Annotated in this window: 18 protein-coding genes and 1 pseudogene; 6 read left to right on the forward strand and 13 right to left on the reverse strand. The window is 68.0% G+C overall.

From position 1 onward, the window contains the following. Positions 1–11: 11 nt before the first annotated feature. Entirely contained in the window at positions 12–161 is a 150-nt protein-coding gene (locus HQ306_RS06875) for a hypothetical protein (RefSeq protein ID WP_222629843.1), read from the forward strand. Here the strand turns inward: HQ306_RS06875 and HQ306_RS06880 are convergent. Next, entirely contained in the window at positions 133–1,119 is a 987-nt protein-coding gene (locus tag HQ306_RS06880) for a phytanoyl-CoA dioxygenase family protein (protein ID WP_222629857.1), read from the reverse strand. The genes HQ306_RS06875 and HQ306_RS06880 overlap by 29 nt on opposite strands. Then, entirely contained in the window at positions 1,110–1,922 is an 813-nt protein-coding gene (locus tag HQ306_RS06885; protein ID WP_222629860.1) for a class I SAM-dependent methyltransferase, read from the reverse strand. Before HQ306_RS06885 ends, HQ306_RS06880 begins: the two co-directional genes overlap by 10 nt. Before the next feature lie 48 nt (positions 1,923–1,970). On the opposite strand from HQ306_RS06885, the gene HQ306_RS06890 reads away from it, so the two are divergent. After that, complete coding sequence (locus HQ306_RS06890; RefSeq protein ID WP_162246787.1) at positions 1,971–2,852, forward strand: bifunctional 2-polyprenyl-6-hydroxyphenol methylase/3-demethylubiquinol 3-O-methyltransferase UbiG; 882 nt, start codon at positions 1,971–1,973, stop codon at positions 2,850–2,852. Here HQ306_RS06890 and HQ306_RS06895 read toward each other — a convergent pair. Next, positions 2,833–3,687, reverse strand: a complete 855-nt coding sequence (locus tag HQ306_RS06895; protein WP_222629863.1) for an alpha/beta hydrolase — start codon at positions 3,685–3,687, stop codon at positions 2,833–2,835. The genes HQ306_RS06890 and HQ306_RS06895 overlap by 20 nt on opposite strands. 156 nt (positions 3,688–3,843) lie before the next feature. Between HQ306_RS06895 and HQ306_RS06900 the strand changes: the two are divergent. Beyond that, positions 3,844–5,346, forward strand: a pseudogene (locus HQ306_RS06900) (flavin-containing monooxygenase). 18 nt (positions 5,347–5,364) lie between these two features. Here HQ306_RS06900 and HQ306_RS06905 read toward each other — a convergent pair. Genes HQ306_RS06905 through HQ306_RS06915 form a run of 3 tightly spaced genes read right to left on the reverse strand, consistent with a single transcriptional unit; the run spans position 5,365 to position 7,579 of the window. Then, positions 5,365–6,018, reverse strand: a complete 654-nt coding sequence (locus HQ306_RS06905; protein ID WP_222629866.1) for an enoyl-CoA hydratase-related protein — start codon at positions 6,016–6,018, stop codon at positions 5,365–5,367. Further along, the gene (locus HQ306_RS06910) at positions 6,015–6,668 is read right to left on the reverse strand and encodes a helix-turn-helix domain-containing protein (RefSeq protein WP_308115411.1); all 654 of its coding nucleotides are present in this window, start codon (positions 6,666–6,668) and stop codon (positions 6,015–6,017) included. The genes HQ306_RS06905 and HQ306_RS06910 overlap by 4 nt, the downstream gene beginning before the upstream one ends. 59 nt (positions 6,669–6,727) lie before the next feature. Beyond that, the gene (locus HQ306_RS06915) at positions 6,728–7,579 is read right to left on the reverse strand and encodes an NAD(P)-dependent oxidoreductase (protein WP_082544688.1); all 852 of its coding nucleotides are present in this window, start codon (positions 7,577–7,579) and stop codon (positions 6,728–6,730) included. Positions 7,580–7,778: 199 nt separating this feature from the next. Between HQ306_RS06915 and HQ306_RS06920 the strand changes: the two genes are divergently transcribed. After that, entirely contained in the window at positions 7,779–9,059 is a 1,281-nt protein-coding gene (locus HQ306_RS06920) for an EAL domain-containing protein (RefSeq protein WP_222629872.1), read from the forward strand. Positions 9,060–9,062: 3 nt separating this feature from the next. On the opposite strand, the gene HQ306_RS06925 is transcribed toward HQ306_RS06920, so the two are convergent. The 3 genes from HQ306_RS06925 to HQ306_RS06935 all read right to left on the reverse strand — a co-directional run bounded on the left by HQ306_RS06925 (position 9,063) and on the right by HQ306_RS06935 (position 11,457). Continuing rightward, positions 9,063–9,533, reverse strand: a complete 471-nt coding sequence (locus HQ306_RS06925) for a MarR family winged helix-turn-helix transcriptional regulator (RefSeq protein ID WP_027505555.1) — start codon at positions 9,531–9,533, stop codon at positions 9,063–9,065. A 30-nt stretch (positions 9,534–9,563) separates the two neighbouring features. Further along, the gene (locus HQ306_RS06930) at positions 9,564–10,781 is read right to left on the reverse strand and encodes an FAD-dependent monooxygenase (RefSeq protein ID WP_222629875.1); all 1,218 of its coding nucleotides are present in this window, start codon (positions 10,779–10,781) and stop codon (positions 9,564–9,566) included. A 100-nt stretch (positions 10,782–10,881) separates the two neighbouring features. Then, complete coding sequence (locus HQ306_RS06935; protein WP_235579002.1) at positions 10,882–11,457, reverse strand: TetR/AcrR family transcriptional regulator; 576 nt, start codon at positions 11,455–11,457, stop codon at positions 10,882–10,884. Positions 11,458–11,555: 98 nt separating this feature from the next. Here HQ306_RS06935 and HQ306_RS06940 point away from each other — a divergent pair, with 98 nt between their 5' ends. Next, positions 11,556–12,176 (forward strand): NAD(P)H-dependent oxidoreductase, encoded by a 621-nt coding sequence (locus HQ306_RS06940; RefSeq protein ID WP_056448705.1) that lies wholly within the window; start codon positions 11,556–11,558, stop codon positions 12,174–12,176. Between the two features lie 9 nt (positions 12,177–12,185). Here HQ306_RS06940 and HQ306_RS06945 read toward each other — a convergent pair whose 3' ends face one another. Next, positions 12,186–12,701 (reverse strand): hypothetical protein, encoded by a 516-nt coding sequence (locus HQ306_RS06945; RefSeq protein ID WP_222629878.1) that lies wholly within the window; start codon positions 12,699–12,701, stop codon positions 12,186–12,188. A 152-nt stretch (positions 12,702–12,853) separates the two neighbouring features. Here HQ306_RS06945 and HQ306_RS06950 point away from each other — a divergent pair, with 152 nt between their 5' ends. Further along, complete coding sequence (locus HQ306_RS06950) at positions 12,854–13,801, forward strand: ABC transporter substrate-binding protein (protein ID WP_056448699.1); 948 nt, start codon at positions 12,854–12,856, stop codon at positions 13,799–13,801. Positions 13,802–13,956: 155 nt separating this feature from the next. Here the strand turns inward: HQ306_RS06950 and HQ306_RS06955 are convergent, their stop codons facing one another. From HQ306_RS06955 to HQ306_RS06965, 3 genes are read right to left on the reverse strand one after another with little or no spacing between them, the layout of a single operon-like run. Then, complete coding sequence (locus HQ306_RS06955; RefSeq protein WP_222629881.1) at positions 13,957–14,424, reverse strand: preprotein translocase; 468 nt, start codon at positions 14,422–14,424, stop codon at positions 13,957–13,959. After that, positions 14,412–15,194 (reverse strand): twin-arginine translocase subunit TatC, encoded by a 783-nt coding sequence (gene tatC / locus HQ306_RS06960; protein WP_222629884.1) that lies wholly within the window; start codon positions 15,192–15,194, stop codon positions 14,412–14,414. The genes HQ306_RS06955 and tatC overlap by 13 nt, the downstream gene beginning before the upstream one ends. After that, positions 15,191–15,424, reverse strand: a complete 234-nt coding sequence (locus tag HQ306_RS06965; protein ID WP_027505561.1) for a twin-arginine translocase TatA/TatE family subunit — start codon at positions 15,422–15,424, stop codon at positions 15,191–15,193. The genes tatC and HQ306_RS06965 overlap by 4 nt, the downstream gene beginning before the upstream one ends. Positions 15,425–15,432: the final 8 nt, after the last annotated feature.

Raw genomic sequence — 15,432 nt, forward strand, 5'->3', positions numbered from 1 at the left:
CGGAGGCAGCGATGAGTACCGACCACGAGCAGCCGGACGACCCACGCGCCCACTGGCGCGTTCTGCCGCAGACGGTGTCACCGACCGACGACGGAGTGCAGACACAGACGACGGCCGCTGCCGCCGGCCGACTCAGTCCCGGCGACCCACCACCGGGTTGAGCTCGGAGTCCGCGAGTCCGCCCGGCTCGATGCCGGGGAGGAACTCGCGCCACGTACCGCTGATCAGGGTCGGCGATTCCACGACACGGGTGCCGTCGGCGAAGTAGGTGGTGGCGAGTGCTCGACGCGGCTGCGTCGTCCGGTTCGGGCCCGCAGTGTGGAAGCACAGCGCGGAATGGAACGACACGTCTCCCACTGCGAACGGCTCCGCTTCCACCGCGACGTCGCGCTGGAGGAAGCGTTGGGTGACGGCCTCGTCGTACGACGTGCCGACCTTGTCGAACTCCAGATCGGCGACCTCGTCCAACACGTCCCGGCCGCGGGCGAAGGACAGCGGACCCATCCGGCCCGGGATGGCCGACATCGGCATCCACGCGGTGACGGCGTCGGTGGTCTGCAGGGGGAAGTGTTCGGCGTCGTGATGCCACGGCGTGCGCCCGCAGCCGGGCTCTTTGGACAGCGCATTGTCGTGGTACAGGCGAACTCCGGGCACGTCGAGCAGTGCCGCAGCCAGACCGCCGATGCGGGGCGAGAGCGCCACGGTGCGCATCAGATCGTCGTGGAGCCACATCTGCTCGAGCGCGGTGAATCGCCCGGCGACGTCGTCACCGTGCTCCGCGCGCAGCAACTCCTCGAGTCGCTCGGCGAGGCGGCGCACCACCGCCGGCGACAGCACTGCGGGCAGTCGCACGAAAGCCTGCCGTGCGAAGGCCTCGACGGAAGCGGGATCGAGGACGTAGGGCTCGGCCAGCTCGCGCTCGATCTGCTCGTCCGTGGCGGCTTCGACATCGGGCAGGCCGGGACCGTCCACCAGTTCGGCGGGCGCCGCATCGTTCGCGGCCAGGGTGACGTACCAGTCCCACCAGTCCTGATCGTCGCCTGCCCAGTCCTGATCGATACCGCCGTCCCGGTTCTGTTCGGGCAGGCGATCATTGGTGGTCGAGTCGTTCAGAGCCACAGCAGCGCCGCCTCGTGCGAGAAGGTGTAGGAACCGGACGCGTCGCGGCAGGAGGCCAGGTACTCGCCCAGCACCGGAGCGGCTTCCATCTCCTCCAGCGACACCGAGTCGTCGAACGCGCAGCGCTGGAGAAAACCTTCGGCGATGCCACGGTCGGAGGTACCGGTCGTGTAGGTGACGCGCTGGTCGCGTACGTCCGCGCCGGCTCGTGTCAGTGCGTCGCGCACCTGTTCGGCGGTCGTGTACGGCGTCGCCTCGCGCACCCCGGCGCGGAAGGCGTCGTAGAACGCGAGGTAGTGCGAGGCAGCCGTGGCCTGTGCGATCAGGCCCAGGCCTCCGGGAGCCAGTGCGGCCACGAATCGTTCTGCCGCAGCGTCCAATTCGTCCGGCGGCAGTGCGTAGAGAGCGTGGGTGGCCCAGACGACGTCGTAGCCGGCGTGATCCGCGGGGAGGTCCTGCAGGGTCATCACCAGGTCGTGCCGGGCCGCGAACGGCGCGCCGAGCGCGCCGCGTGCCTCGGCGACGGAGAACGCGGACGGGTCGAGAAGGTCGTAGGCCAGCTCGGGAACCGCCGACAGGTCTGTGTAGCGGCGCAGCGCGGTGGGGAACTTTCCGCTGCCGCACGCCACGTCGAGCAGCGACCAGCCCTCGTGCGCGCGGTCGCCGAGGAGCGTCGGCCAGTCGGCGGCCAACGCCAGCTGCCGGTAGTCCTCGGTCGCGAGAGCGTAGAACGCCTCCATGCCCGTGCGACCGGCTTCGCTCCAGTGCTCGAGGCTGCGCTCTGCTGTGTCTCCGCTGCTCATGTCACTCCTCCTGAAAGGAGCCGACCGCAACACACCGGATGAGGCGTCGTGATTGACTCGTATCTGATGTCCAACATAGCTGCGCCTCCGCCCACCGAGCTCGCCGCAGTGCTTCTCGACGGTGTGCGCGCCGTGCGGCGGGGAGCTCCGGCCCTGGCCGGCCTCGAACCCGACTCCTACGCCCGCCTGCATTCCGCTTTCGAACTGCTCTCCGATCAGCGCGATCTGATCGCCGAGCACCTTGCCGGCAGGCTGGGTACCAGGGGGGACGGACCGATCTCGGTGCTGTCCGTGGGATGCGGTGACGGCGTGCTGGACGTCCGTCTCGCCGCCGGTCTGGTGTTGGCGGTGCCAGGGCGCCCCGTGCGGTACGTCGGAATCGATCCGTGGATCGGCAGTGTCGAGCGCTTCACCGCCACGATGGCCGCGCTGGGTGCCGACGAGCTGAGTGCCGACGGCCACGTGGCGTCCTTCGGTGACTCCCCGGTGGACGACGAGACCTTCGACGTCGTGATGTTCGTGCACTCGATGTACTACGTCGCCGATGTCGGGGCGACCCTGCGCGCTGCTCTCGCGCTGCTACGTCCCGGCGGCGAACTGTGGGTGGCCGTCGCACCGTCGGCCGAGCTGAACGCGCTGGTGGGAGTTCTCGCACCTCCGCTCGAGGGTCATCGACAGTGGTTCAGCGGTGACGTCGGAGACGCCTTCGTCGACGCCGGGATCGTCGTCGACGACGTGGCCACTCTGCACGCGCTGGTCGATCTGGCGTCCGCGAGCGACGAGGTGCTCGACTTCGCGGTGCAGGCCAGGCTGACCCCCGATCTACAGGGCCCGGTGCGGGCCTACCTCGACGCGGTGTCGGTCCCCGGCGCGGACGGAGGCCTTCGAGTGCCGCATCCGGTGGACGTGTTCACCGCGTCCCGTCACTGACCCCGTCCCGCAGTGCGTCGTCGATCGTCTCGCCCACGGCAGCCGCGCCCACGGCGGTCATGATCGTGCCGGCATGATCGAGGCCGTCCAGTGCTCTGACGGACGTCAGCTCGAGAGCGTCGATGTCCTGCGGCGAGTACATCGGCGGAGACCCTGCCCCGACGCTCCACTGCGCGTGCAGGAATCGGATCGGCACCGTCAGGTCGCGGAACCGCGAGTCACCGAAGAAGACGTCCGTGGCGTCCGCGACGACCGCATCGGTCGACAGCCGGATCGCACCGTCGGCCAGATCATGAGCGGCGTACTCCCGGAGGAGCGGATCGTCACGGTCCAGCAGCGGTGACGACGTCGACACCAGGAAGTCGAGGTAGTCGTCGAGGTCGTCCCATCGCTGCCGCGTTCGCGCGATCCTGTCCTCGAACACGGCCGCGACGGTGTCTCGGGTGAGACCGGCAGGCGGTTCCACCGGCACGCCTCCGTCGACGAGAACGAGACTCTTCGCTCTGGACGGGAACCGCGCTGCGAATTCCACTGCGGCGAATGCACCCATCGACATGCCGCACACGTGCACGGAGTCGAGTCCCAGGGCCTCGAGAACGGCGTCCAGATCGTCCGCGTGACGGGCGAGCGACGACGCGCCCGTGACGTCGACGCTGTCACCGCGGCCGCGGAGGTCCGGCGCGACGAGCGTCAGGTGTGGCGCCTCCGCGTGCAGCCAGTTCCACAGCATGCGCTGGCTGGACACCCCGTGGATCACGAGGATCGGATCGGAGCTGCCCGTGAGTGTCTCGACGGTGATGTGTCCGCCCGACGCCGGTACTCGTTCGACGGTCATGGTGCAGACACTAGGAGGTCGGACCTCGTGATGACGGTGGAAGTACGTGCGCTGCACGTTTCGCTGTCCGATTCGGGTCACGGTTGTACCGTCGCAGAGTCACGAGGCCACGAGGGACGCACCTCGACGGCCACACACCGTCGCAGAAGGGGCCTCATGCCCGACACGTCACCGCGCAGGCACCACGAGATCGTCATCGTCGGCGGAGGCTTCTCCGGCCTGGGTACCGCTATCGCGCTTCGCAAGGCCGGTTTCGACGATCTTCTCATCGTCGACGACGGTGACGGTCCCGGCGGCACGTGGCAGTGGAACACCTATCCGGGCGTGGCGGTCGACATCCCGTCCTTCAGCTACCAGTTCTCGTTTGCTCAGCGATCCAGCTGGTCGCGCAGCTACGCCCCCGGCCGCGAGTTGCGTGCCTAAGCCGAGCAGATCGTCGACGAGTACGGCCTGGCGCCTCATCTGCAGTTCGGCACGCGCGTACACGGGGCCTCGTTCGATGCGCCGTCCGCGACGTGGTCGATCTCGACCAGCGCCGGCGACGTGACGGCACGCTGGTTGATCCACGCGGGCGGGCCGCTGAGCCAGCCCAAGCTCCCCGACATCGAGGGCATCGACACCTTCGAGGGCGCGACGATGCACACCAGCCGGTGGAACCACGAGGTCTCGCTGGCCGGTAAGCGGGTCGGCATCATCGGTACCGGCGCGACGGCGGTGCAGGTGGTCCCGGAGATCGCACCGGAGGTGGACCATCTGACGGTGTTTCAACGCACGCCCATCTGGTGCCTGCCGAAGCCGGACTTCCCGCTCGGCCGAATGGGACGCGCGAGTCTCGAGACAGTCCCCGGAGTCCGGCAGATCGCCCGCCTGGCGAGCCAGGCGTTCGTCGAGGCGACGTTCCCGGTGCTGGCGCACTTTCACAAGTGGGTTCCCGCCACCGCGGCTCTCCAGGTCGCCGCGCGTCGGTACATCGCCGCACAGGTACACGATCCGGCCACACGGGACGCCCTGACTCCGACCTACGCGCTCGGGTGCAAACGGCCGAGTTTCCACAACTCGTATCTCTCGACCTTCAACCGGGACAACGTCTCTCTGCAGACGACGTCCATCGAGGCGATCACGCCCGGCGGCATCCGCACGAGCGACGGCGTGCAGCACGAGCTCGACGTGTTGGTCCTCGCCACCGGATTCAAGGTCACCGACAGGGACGCACTGCCGACGTATCCGCTCACCTCCGCCGACGGCACCGATCTGGCGGAGCACTGGGACGCCGAGAGGTTCCACACCTATCAGGGCGTCGCGACGGCGGGCTTTCCGAACTTCTTCACCGTCTTCGGCCCCTACGGATACAACGGCGCCTCGTTCTTCACCCTGGTCGAGAACAGTGCCGCGCACATCGTGCGTGTCCTGACCGAGGCTCGTCGACGCCGGGCCACCTTCGCCGAGGTGACCTCGGCGGCGCAGGAGCAGTACATGAGCGCGATACTGGCACGTCGGTCGTGGCAGGTCTTCACCGATCCGACGTGTGCCGGCGCCAACAGCTACTACTTCACCGCGAACGGGGACGTGCCGTTCCGGGCGTCGACCACTCCCGAGGCGGCATGGCGCAGCCGCCGATTCCCCCTGGCCGACTACGCCTTCGGTGGACGGGCGGGCTGATCGCCGCCGAGGTCGAACTCAGCTCGCGCGCAGAGCCGCGACGACCGGCGCGAACATGGTGGTCTTGATCGCGCCGAGGGTGCCGCGGTCCTTGCCGGCAATGGGCGTGATCCGCTCGATCGCGGCACCGACGACCTCGTCGTCGGGGGCGATGGCGTCGACGAGTCTCGCGGCCAGTGCGTCGGCGCCGCCGTAACGGTGCCCCGTGGTCATCGCGACGACGGCGTCCTGCGGTGACAGCTTCGCCTGGATCAGCGCCGCCATGCCCGGGGTGAAAGGAATGTCGATGTCGACCTCGGGGAAGCAGTAGTAACCGCGATCGGCTCGCATGGTGCGGAAGTCGTGCGCCAGAGCGAACATCGCGCCGGCGCCGAAGGCATGGCCGTTGACGGCGGCGACGGTGGGGAGCGGGAACGTCAGGATGCGGGCGAACAGAGCGTGCACGCGGCCGACGTACCAGTCGGCGCGCTCGCCGTTGGCCATGAGCCAGTCGAGGTCGAGTCCGTTGGAGTAGAACTTTCCGGTGCCGACGGTGACGAGTCCGCGGGCGTCGGCTTCGACCTTGTCGAGCTGGGCGCCGACGGTGTCGAGCCAGTCCGGGGAGAAGCGATTCTCGTCGTCCCCGAGGGTGAGGACGGCGATGCCGTCGCGGAGGTCGAGGGTGGCGGTCATGAGGAGGCCTTTCGTCTGGGCGGGGCGTGATCCGTGGTCGGTGGGGGCAGGGCGAGAATGCCGCGGACAGCGGCGGCGAGTCGTTCCCGGGCGGCGATGTCGGGTGATGTGGTGCCGCGCAGCAACAGTGCTGTCGGGAGCCCGACGACGCAGTCCTTGACGACGGCGACGCTCTCACGATCGGCGCGGTTCCACAGGGCTCGGGAGAGTTGGACGAGCAGTGCGGCCAGTGTCTCGTCGAGGGTGCGCAGGTCTGCGGCGACCTCGTCGGGCAGGTCGTCGGTGCCCAACAGCTCTCGCCGCGAGACCGTCATGAGAAACCGTGCTGCGACGGGTGATTCGGCAAGGAAGGCAGCCGGTGCGTCTGCGGCTGCCACGACGGCCCGGACGGCGGAGTCACGTCCGGGCCGGTGCTCGAGTGCCGTGGTCACCGCATCGTTCTGCAGAGTGAGCATCCGACGTGCGTCACGGACCCACACTCGTCCGAGGAGGCCCGCTCGTGACCCGAACGCGTGATAGATGGCGCCGTTGGAGATCGAGGTGCGCTCCGACATCGCGCGGATCGTGACGGCGGAGGCGCCGGAGTCGACCGCCAGCGACTCGGCGGCGTCCATCAGCGCGTCGAGGTCGTGGAGGCGGGGGCGAGGCACCACCGAACCATACCAGAGCATGTGCTCTGTTACGGCACGGTGGTCGCCGGCGGGCTGCCTCAGGCGGGTGGTCGGTAGCCCGGGGGATTGGGCTCGTCGACCCAGATGTCCACTGCGAGGTCGCCTCCCGGCGTGCAGTCGTATGCCGACAGGTCGGTCACGCCCGACTCCAGCAGGACGTCCTCGCACAGCAGAGTCTGTCCCGTGTAGTCGCGGGCCGGTCTGCTCAGCACCGCGTACGCCGCGTCCGCGTAGATCTCGGGCTTCCGTGCCTCGCTCATCGCCTTGTCGCCGCCGAGCAGGTTCTGCACCGCGGCGGTCGCGATGAACGTGCGAGGCCACAGCGTGTTCGATGCGATGCCGATCTCCCGCATCTCCTCCGCGATTCCCAGGGCGCACAACGTCATCCCGAACTTGGCCATCATGTAGGGGGTCGGCACGAGCCACCGTTGTTCGAGGCGCAAGGGCGGTGAGAGCGTGAGGACGTGCGGGTTGTCGCGGCCCTTCATGTGGGGCAGGCACGCCTGCGACACGGCGTACGTCCCGCGCACCTGGATGCCGTTCATCAGATCGAACTGTTTGAGAGCAACCTCGTCGATGGATCCGAGGTTGATCGCCGAGGCGTTGTTGATGCAGATGTCGATGCCACCGAACTGCTCCACGGCGGCGCCGACGGCGGCCTGCACCGCCTCGCCGTCACGAACGTCTCCGACGATGGGCAGCGCCTGCCCGCCCGCCTCCTCGATCTCCGCGGCCGCGGTGTACACGGTCCCGTCGAGCTTGGGGTGGGGTTCGGCAGTCTTGGCCAGCAGCGCGATGGTGGCGCCGTCCGCTGCGAGGCGCTTCGCGATGGCCAGCCCGATGCCGCGGCTGGCCCCGGAGATGAACACGGTCTTACCCGAGAAAGTCATGAGGCATCCGTCCTTCGTCGATGTCGCGGTGAACGGTGAGTACCGCGGACTCCTCGGACCGTAGCAGAGCGGATGCTCGGTTACTCGAACCCCGATCAGCGTCCCGACACGCGCGGGACCCGTAGGCTGGGGGTGATCACAGTCGCTCCGTAGTCGAGCGGCGGCGGACCAACCCCGGAAGTCCGTCGGAGAGGGTGGCGTGCAGCGCATCGTCGATCCCGAATCCCGCGCGGTCGAGGCCGTCCTGGCGGACGTGTGGGGAGCGCGATCGGTGTATCAGCCGATCGTCGACCTGGACTCCGAGGTGGTGGTCGGTTACGAGGCGTTGGCTCGGTGGCCCGCGGTACCCGGTGTGGATGTCGGACGGGTGTTCGACGAGGCGGCGGATCGAGGTGTGGTGCGTGAGCTCGACTGGGCATGCCGACTGGCCGCACTCTCCGGTGCCGCGGAGGCCGGTCTGAGTACCGAGTACAGCGTCTTCATCAACGTCGAACCGCACAACGGGCCCGTCATACCCGACTTCGCACGGAGAATGCTCGACAGCTTCGACCGGCCGATCAACGTCGTGATCGAACTGACCGAGAGGTCGCTGCTGTCCGATCCCGCCACGTTGCTGGCGGTGGTCGACGCTGCTCGACGACTCGGGTGCTCGGTGGCCCTCGACGACGTCGGGGCCAACGAGGCCACGGTCACCATGCTGGAGTTCGTGGCACCGGACATCATCAAGCTGGACTGCACGCTGGTGCAGTCCGATCCGAGTCCGGCACAAGCGCGTGTCATCGCTGCGGTGCGTGCGCACGCCGAGTTCACCGGCGCGACGATTCTCGCCGAGGGTGTGGAGAACGAGGAGCATCTGGCCCGTGCCAGAGCGCTCGGTGCCACCCTGGGGCAGGGCTGGTTGTTCGGCCGACCCGCGGCGTTGCCGTCCGACACGTCGCGACGCCGCGACGTTCTCGACCGGACGCCGTCGGTGGTGTCACGCAGACGGTCGTCGGCCGGTTCCGCAGTGCCGGAGGTGCCGTCCGACCTGTTCGGGGAGATCCCACCCCTGGTGGGGCGAAAAGCGTTCGTGCTGAGCATGGCTCGTGAGATCGAGGACCACGCCCGCGGCGCTGTGGACCCACTCATCGTGCTCTCGGCATTCCAACGTGCCCGGTGGTTCGCGCCGAACGTGGTCGACCGGTACGCCGATCTCGCGGCCCTGCACCCGTTCATCGCCGCGCTGGGGGTGGGCCTGCCGGACGAGCCGGCCCCCGGAGTGCGCGGTGCCGCACTGGATGCAACAGAACGATTCTCGGGCGAGTGGACGGTGACGGCGGTGGGCCGGCACTACTTCGCGGCGCTGATAGCTCGCGACCTCGGCGATGTCGACGTTCCCGACGCCGATCGGCGATTCGAGTTCATCCTCACGCACGACCGTCGTCTGGTCGTGTCGGCGGCACGGTCGCTGATGAGGCGCGTGCTGCCGTCTCGCGGATGATCCTCACGCGTCCTCGACGTGACCTTCCGCGTCGGAGACCCCCGGCAGCACATCGGCGAATCGAACGAGGAATTCGCTGATCGCGTCCACGGTGTCGGCGTCGTAGTCCCCGAGTGCAGTGTCGAGCGCCGCCGAGGACCGTCGAAGAAAGGGGTCGATCCGCTCGTGGGCGGCCTCGGTGGCCCGCAGCGTCACCGATCTGCGGTCTCTGCTCTCGCGGTTGCGGGAAACGAACCCCCTCTCTTCCAGCCGGTTGATCAACGCCGTGGTGGCACCGGAGGTGAGGCCCACCCGCCGCGACAGCGCCGCGGGAGTCAGCGGGCTGCCTTCGCGTTCGGCCCAGATCACCTCTCCCAGTGCGGTTCCGTCCGTGGTCGGCAGGTCCATCCAGCGGGCGAGGAGATGCGCCGATTCCTGGTACCTCACCGCGTACAGCCGGAGGGCCTGGAGAACGCGCGTCTGGGGTGAGGTCATCGGTGGGTGGTCTTTCCCGCGTGGGCGATGTCAGGCACGGAGACGAGGGTATTCCGCGAGGCGGGGAACATGCTTCTCGCTCGTCAGGAGGGTCGACTGGAACAGTCTGCGCACCGGCGCCGAAGCCGCCACGCGGTGGCCGACGCGGAGTGCCCGCACTCCCGTGGGAGACATCGGATGCAGCAGCTTCGCGCCGCCGCGGGGGAGTCCTTGCGCGCTGTCGGCGTAGCCACGCATGAGCTCCTCGTAGCGAGCGAAGGCGAGGTCCGGTCGATCGGGGTGCGCGGCCAACTCGCCGGTGAGGATGTGCGCTCCGACCAGGGAGAGTGTGGTGCCCATTCCGGTCGGACCCGAGCCCCACGCGGCATCCCCGACGAGCGCCACCCTGCCCTTGCTCCAGGTGGAGACGAGTACCTGTTCCATGCGCTGGGTGTAGAACTCGTCCGGACGGGCCGCGAACCCCGCCACGATGCGGTCCGTCTGCCATCCGGCACCGCGGAACCGTTCACGCAGAATCTCCACTTGGGTTGCCACGGGCAGTTTCTCGAAGCCGAACGGCTCGGACCGGAAGGACATGCTCGCTCTGATGGTGCCCTCGTTGTCCGGCCTGACGGACGCGACGCGTCCGCGGGTCGCCGTGTACCAGTCCCACGTGTTCACGTCCTCGGGACGCCGATCGAGGGTGCCGTAGGTGATGCTCACACCGAAGTCGCGCAGCTCGGTCTCGGCTCCGAACATCAGGCGCCGTGTGCGAGAACTGCGTCCTTCGGCGACGAGCACCAGGTCGAAGCGCTCGGTGGATCCGCTGTCGAAGGTCACGTCGACACCGGAGGCATCCTGCTCGACGGCGGAGATGAAGTCACCGAAGCGGCGTTCGACACTGTCGGGGACCGCGTCGACGAGGATCTGCGCCAGTCGGCCCCGCAGGATCTCGATCTCCGCGGTGGGGCCGTCGCGACCCTCCTCGCGAGGGAAGACTGCGGAGGGTTCTCCGCGCTCGTCGACGAAGCGGGTGCCTTCTTCCCCGGTGAGGTGCTCCATGATCGAGTGATCGACACCCATGCGTCGGACGATCTCTCGGCCGAGGCCGCGAATGTCGATGTTCTGTCCCGTCTCACGCGGCGACGCCGACCGTTCGAGAAGGGTGACGTCGAAACCGGTGCGTGCAAGCCCCCATGCGAGGGTCGGGCCGGCAACACTCGCGCCGGTGACGAGGACGCGGACGGGGTGCTGCTGTGAGGCGGTCACGGTCGAGCCTTTCGATGGGGGGTCGAGGCCGACCCGCCACCACTATAACTTCACTGTGAAGTAACTTCACCATGAAGAGTCCTTTGCGGCCTCGTCTCGGTCAGTCGGCGACGCGTCGACGGCTGCGTTCCACTCCGTCGACGATGGTCGCTGTCAGTTCGTCGTACGCCTCCCGAGTGTCCAAGTTTCCCGCAGCTGCTTCTGCCGAGAGTGCCTCCGCTGCACCGAGAACGGCGGTCATGGTCGACGCCGGAAGCGCTCCCTCGGCGAACGGTTCGAGGAATGATCGACACCGATCCGAGTAGGCGGCGTCCGACCGGCGCTTGTAGTCGGCCAACTCGGGTGCGCCTTCCAGGGCCGCGGCGACGCCCGCCAGTTCGCGCCCGTGGGTGACCACGCAGTCGACGTGCGCCGTGGCGATGGCGCGCGCTCGCTCGGCAAGTGAGTGCTCGACCGCGTCGAGCGCCTGCTCCAGTGCGAATGTCTGCGTCGCGTCGTACGCCTCGAACAAGGCCACCAGCAAGGCTGCGCGTGAGGGAAAGTGACTGTACACAACAGGTTTGGTGATACCGGCCGCGTGCGCGAGTCGACCCAGCGTCAGCGCGTCGGCGCCTTCCTCGCGCACGATCGTCCAGGCGAGGGTCACCAGTTGCCCGTGGCGATCCTCTCTCGTCATTCGCACCCGTGCCATCGACACCGCCTTGTCTCTTATGTACCGTAGGTAACCTACCACCGGTAACCTACTGATGGTACATCCCGACCGAGAGGATCATCATGACCGCGCTCGTCGTCGTCGCCCACCCCGACACCACGTCCTTCACCCAGCGTCTCGCTCGCTCCGTCGCCGATCGACTCACCGAGGACGCCGTGTCCACCGCTGTCGCCGACCTTCATGCCGAGGGCTTCGATCCACGGTTCTCGCTCGAGGACCGCGCCGGATATCCGGCGGGTGGGACTCCTCCTGCGGATGTGCTCGCCGAGCAGCGTCGCCTGGACGGTGTCGACGACCTGGTTCTGGTCTTTCCGGTCTACTGGTGGTCGATGCCCGCGCTCCTCAAGGGGTGGGTCGATCGCGTCTTCACCGACGGGTGGGCATTCGACACCGGAGTCACGCCGACCGGACGCAGGCTCGACCACCTGACCGTGCATCTGGCCATGGTCGCGGGGGAGGACGCCGAGGGATTCGCTAAGCGCGGCTACGACACCGCCCTGTCCACCCAGATCATCACCGGCATTCTCGGATACACCGGCGCGCGAACCGGGCACACGGGAATCGTCCACGACGCGGAGACGCGCTCACGTGACTCCCTCGCCCGGGAAGCGCGGGCGATCGTGGACGGCGTGGCGGCCCGGGTCCGTTCCTCGGCGGCGGAGGCTTCCGGTGCGCGGGCGTGAACTCGGTGGCTAGGCCACCGTGAAGCGAACCGTGTTGCCCGCGGGGTCGAGCAGGGTGGTGTTGAGTGGAGCGTCCGTGGTGAGGGTCAGTCCCGCTCTGCCGGAACCGATGTCGATCGCAATCTGCTCGGTCCACTTCCTGCCCGCGGGTGGGACCGTGCCGATGGCGGCCGACTCGAGATGGACCATCCAGGTCCCGCCTGTCGGCTTCGCGCCGCTGTAGGGATCCACGCGAGGTGCGTCGGTGTTGTTCATGTTCACGTAGACGGCCAGTGGGCACGCGTCGGTGACGAACGTCCTCCAGGTCAGAGTGACTACAGCGATGCCGGGCCTGTCGTGGGGTGTGTACACGTCGCCACCCACCTCGCCGGCGCACGGCAACGACATTCCCCGGCCCAGTGAGATGTTGTACGGGAAGGGTGTGAACTCCTGGTGGTGGGCCGATGCGAGGCCGGGTGATGTCGCGAGTACGCCGACGACTGCGGAACCTGTGACGGCCAGACGTCTGAACCACGAGGAAGACACGAGTGGCACGATACGGGACGAAAGGGACCAGGGTGGTGGGTGAGCGCGAGTCCGGTCGGCGTTGCGGTGTCGTTGACGCATCGTGACCGTTCACACATGCTCGGGCCCGAGCTGGCACCACAATGCTGTCGGCCACCTCGCTACGGTGAGGCGTGCATTACCAATCCTTTACCAAAGTCTTCGCAGTTGCCGGTGCCGTCGCGGTGCTGACCGCCTGCAGTGCGGACGTCTCGGCCGACGACGCCACGGGCCGCACGGTCGACACCAGCCTGGGGGCCATCGTCGTCCCCGACGAGATCCGGTCGGTCGTGGTCATCGACGGGCGTCGGGATCTGGACATCGCCCTGTCCTTCGGCCTCCCTGTCGTCGGCATGCCCGTCGAGTCCGAGGCTCCGCCGGAGATCCCGGGGCCGTTGACGGCACCGACCCGAGACCTGCTGTCGCGGGGAGTCGCGGAGCTGTTCCCGCGCAACAGCATCGACATCGAAGCCGTGGCCGCAGCGGATCCCGACCTCATCATCGCGCGTGACGAGGTGGTCGAGGAGATCTACGACCAGTTGAGCGCCGTCGCGCCTGTGCTCCCCGTGGGGTCGACCGATTCCGGGGTGTCCTGGCAGGACGACGTGACCAGGGTCGGTGCGGCACTGGGTCGCGAGGACACGGCCGCCACACTGCTCGACGAGTACTCGGACCGCGTCGACGCGCTTCGACAGCAACTCGCAGGACCTCTCGGTGACACGACGGTGTTGTCGATCGCCACCGGAGACGGCGGTGGCATCTCGATCAACAGGGAGCGAATCACCTCGCTGGTGCTGGAGGACGTCGGAGCTCGATTCGGACAGGCCTGGCAATCGGCTCGTCCCGAGGCCGACTTCGCAGCGGAGAACATCCCTGTCGCAGCGGATTCGGACGTTCTTCTCGCGGCCATCACGTCGAGTGACGATCTACGAGCACTGGAGTCGAATCGACTCTGGGCCGATCTGCCGGCTGTGCGGGACGGGCGGGTGGTGCGAACGGACAAGTTCACCAACGACGGTGGGCCGATCACAGCGCAGTGGTCACTCGACCTCGTCGAACAGATGTACGGGTCGGCCGGCTGAGCGGTCACCGGCGCGGACGTGCTCGGCACAGGCGTCGTCGACCAGCTGCACGGGTCGCAGCGCACCACACCCCCTCCAGCCGGCTGAAGGGGGTGTGGACGACGTGGAACCCGTGCGGCGTCCCTCATGTCGAGCGACACTGCCGACTAGAAGCCCTACAGCGTCTCTCGCTGGAGGTCTTTCGCATCAGCGGCAGGCGCGTCTACCTCTGCCACGAGTCTCGCAGCAATTCGTCGGGGGTCGTCGGCGGGCAACGAGGCGATGAGGGTGCGGACGGGATGCGAGGACGGTCCTGTCACCAGGTACTTCTGGCCCGGCCGTATCCGCTCCGCCTGCTCGATCATGTCGTCGGTCACGACGGTGTTCGGGGTGGTGTCGTGGAGTGCGTCGCGCACGATGCGTCGTGGGTCGTACTGCCGTAGGTCGAGCGACTCCCACTCCGAACGGTGAAGCGGCACGCCCATTTCCCGCTCCGCCGTGGCGCGCGTCGTCTCGACGAACTGCTTCAGCGTTCGAATCGCGCGGGTGAGGTGGTGTGCGTAGCCGGGCAGCCGGCTCGGTCCGAGGACGAGGCCGGCGATGACGGCGACGAAGAACAGCTTCTCGAGAGTCAGTCCGAACATGGGGTTCTCCCGATCGTGGTGGGGTTCGAGGTGAGTGCCCGCCGGTCGTGCACGGTGGTGATGGCCACGGCGGCTCCGAAGAGCGCCGACATCGGCAGTGCGACGAGAAACATCGACAGCACGTCGGCCGCCGGCGTGACGAGCGCGCTGAAGAGGGCGATGACGACGACGATGATCCGCCAACTGCTGCGTAGACGGTGGGCGGACAGGACTCCGAGGCAGTTGAGCATCACCAGCAGTACGGGCAGGACGAACGCGACTCCGGTGGCGAGGACGATCCTCATGACGAAGTCCACGTAGTAGGAGGCGTCGAGGATGGTGCTGTCATCCTCGGAGGAGAAGCTCGCGAGGACGGTGACCATGCGGGGGAAGATGAGGAAGCCGAAGGCGCACCCGGCGGCGAACAGTGGCACCGCCGCCGCGGTGAAGCCGAGAACGTACTTCTTCTCCCGAGCCGTGAGGCCGGGGGTGAGGTAGGCGAACAGTTCTCGCAGCCAGACCGGGCTCGACAGGATGATTCCCGAGAAGAGGCCGATCCTCATCTGCAGGTCGAAGGCCCCGGTGACGGTGTCGTAGTTCAGGCTGGCCTGACGAGACTGCGCGAGTTCCTCCACCGGTGTGCGCAGGACGTCGAGGATCTGGTCGGAGAGTACGAAGCCGAGAATCACTCCGACGACAAGCGACACCGCCGCGCGGGTCGCGCGGCGGCGTGCCTCGCTGACATGCCCGGCGAGGGGCATAGTGCCTCGCGCGGCGGTGGTCGTGGTCATGAGGCGTGTCGGTACGGCACCGGGACGCCGTCCGCGGCGGTCGTGGTCGAGTCGACGGCGTCGACGCGTCCCGTCGACGGCGTGGGGGTGTCGTCGCGGACCTCGTCCTTGAGGATGCGCATGGACTGCCCGACGCCTTTGGCGAGGGAGGGGAGCTTGGTCGAGCCGAAGACGAGAAGCAGGATGGCGAGGACGATGAGTGCGTGCCAGCCGGTCAGGTTGTGCAACATGATGATTC

Origin of the sequence: Rhodococcus sp. BP-160, assembly GCF_019836205.1 — a bacterium.
Lineage (GTDB): Bacteria > Actinomycetota > Actinomycetes > Mycobacteriales > Mycobacteriaceae > Rhodococcoides.

Coding starts and splice junctions, on each gene's coding strand:
- tatC (WP_222629884.1), bottom strand. CDS start 15,194: ATGACCACGACCACCGCCGCGCGAGGCACTATGCCCCTCGCCGGGCAT.
- HQ306_RS06875 (WP_222629843.1), top strand. CDS start 12: ATGAGTACCGACCACGAGCAGCCGGACGACCCACGCGCCCACTGGCGC.
- HQ306_RS06965 (WP_027505561.1), bottom strand. CDS start 15,424: ATGTTGCACAACCTGACCGGCTGGCACGCACTCATCGTCCTCGCCATC.
- HQ306_RS06925 (WP_027505555.1), bottom strand. CDS start 9,533: ATGACCTCACCCCAGACGCGCGTTCTCCAGGCCCTCCGGCTGTACGCG.
- HQ306_RS06940 (WP_056448705.1), top strand. CDS start 11,556: ATGACCGCGCTCGTCGTCGTCGCCCACCCCGACACCACGTCCTTCACC.
- HQ306_RS06915 (WP_082544688.1), bottom strand. CDS start 7,579: ATGACTTTCTCGGGTAAGACCGTGTTCATCTCCGGGGCCAGCCGCGGC.
- HQ306_RS06955 (WP_222629881.1), bottom strand. CDS start 14,424: ATGTTCGGACTGACTCTCGAGAAGCTGTTCTTCGTCGCCGTCATCGCC.
- HQ306_RS06895 (WP_222629863.1), bottom strand. CDS start 3,687: ATGACCGTCGAACGAGTACCGGCGTCGGGCGGACACATCACCGTCGAG.
- HQ306_RS06905 (WP_222629866.1), bottom strand. CDS start 6,018: ATGACCGCCACCCTCGACCTCCGCGACGGCATCGCCGTCCTCACCCTC.
- HQ306_RS06935 (WP_235579002.1), bottom strand. CDS start 11,457: ATGACGAGAGAGGATCGCCACGGGCAACTGGTGACCCTCGCCTGGACG.
- HQ306_RS06885 (WP_222629860.1), bottom strand. CDS start 1,922: ATGAGCAGCGGAGACACAGCAGAGCGCAGCCTCGAGCACTGGAGCGAA.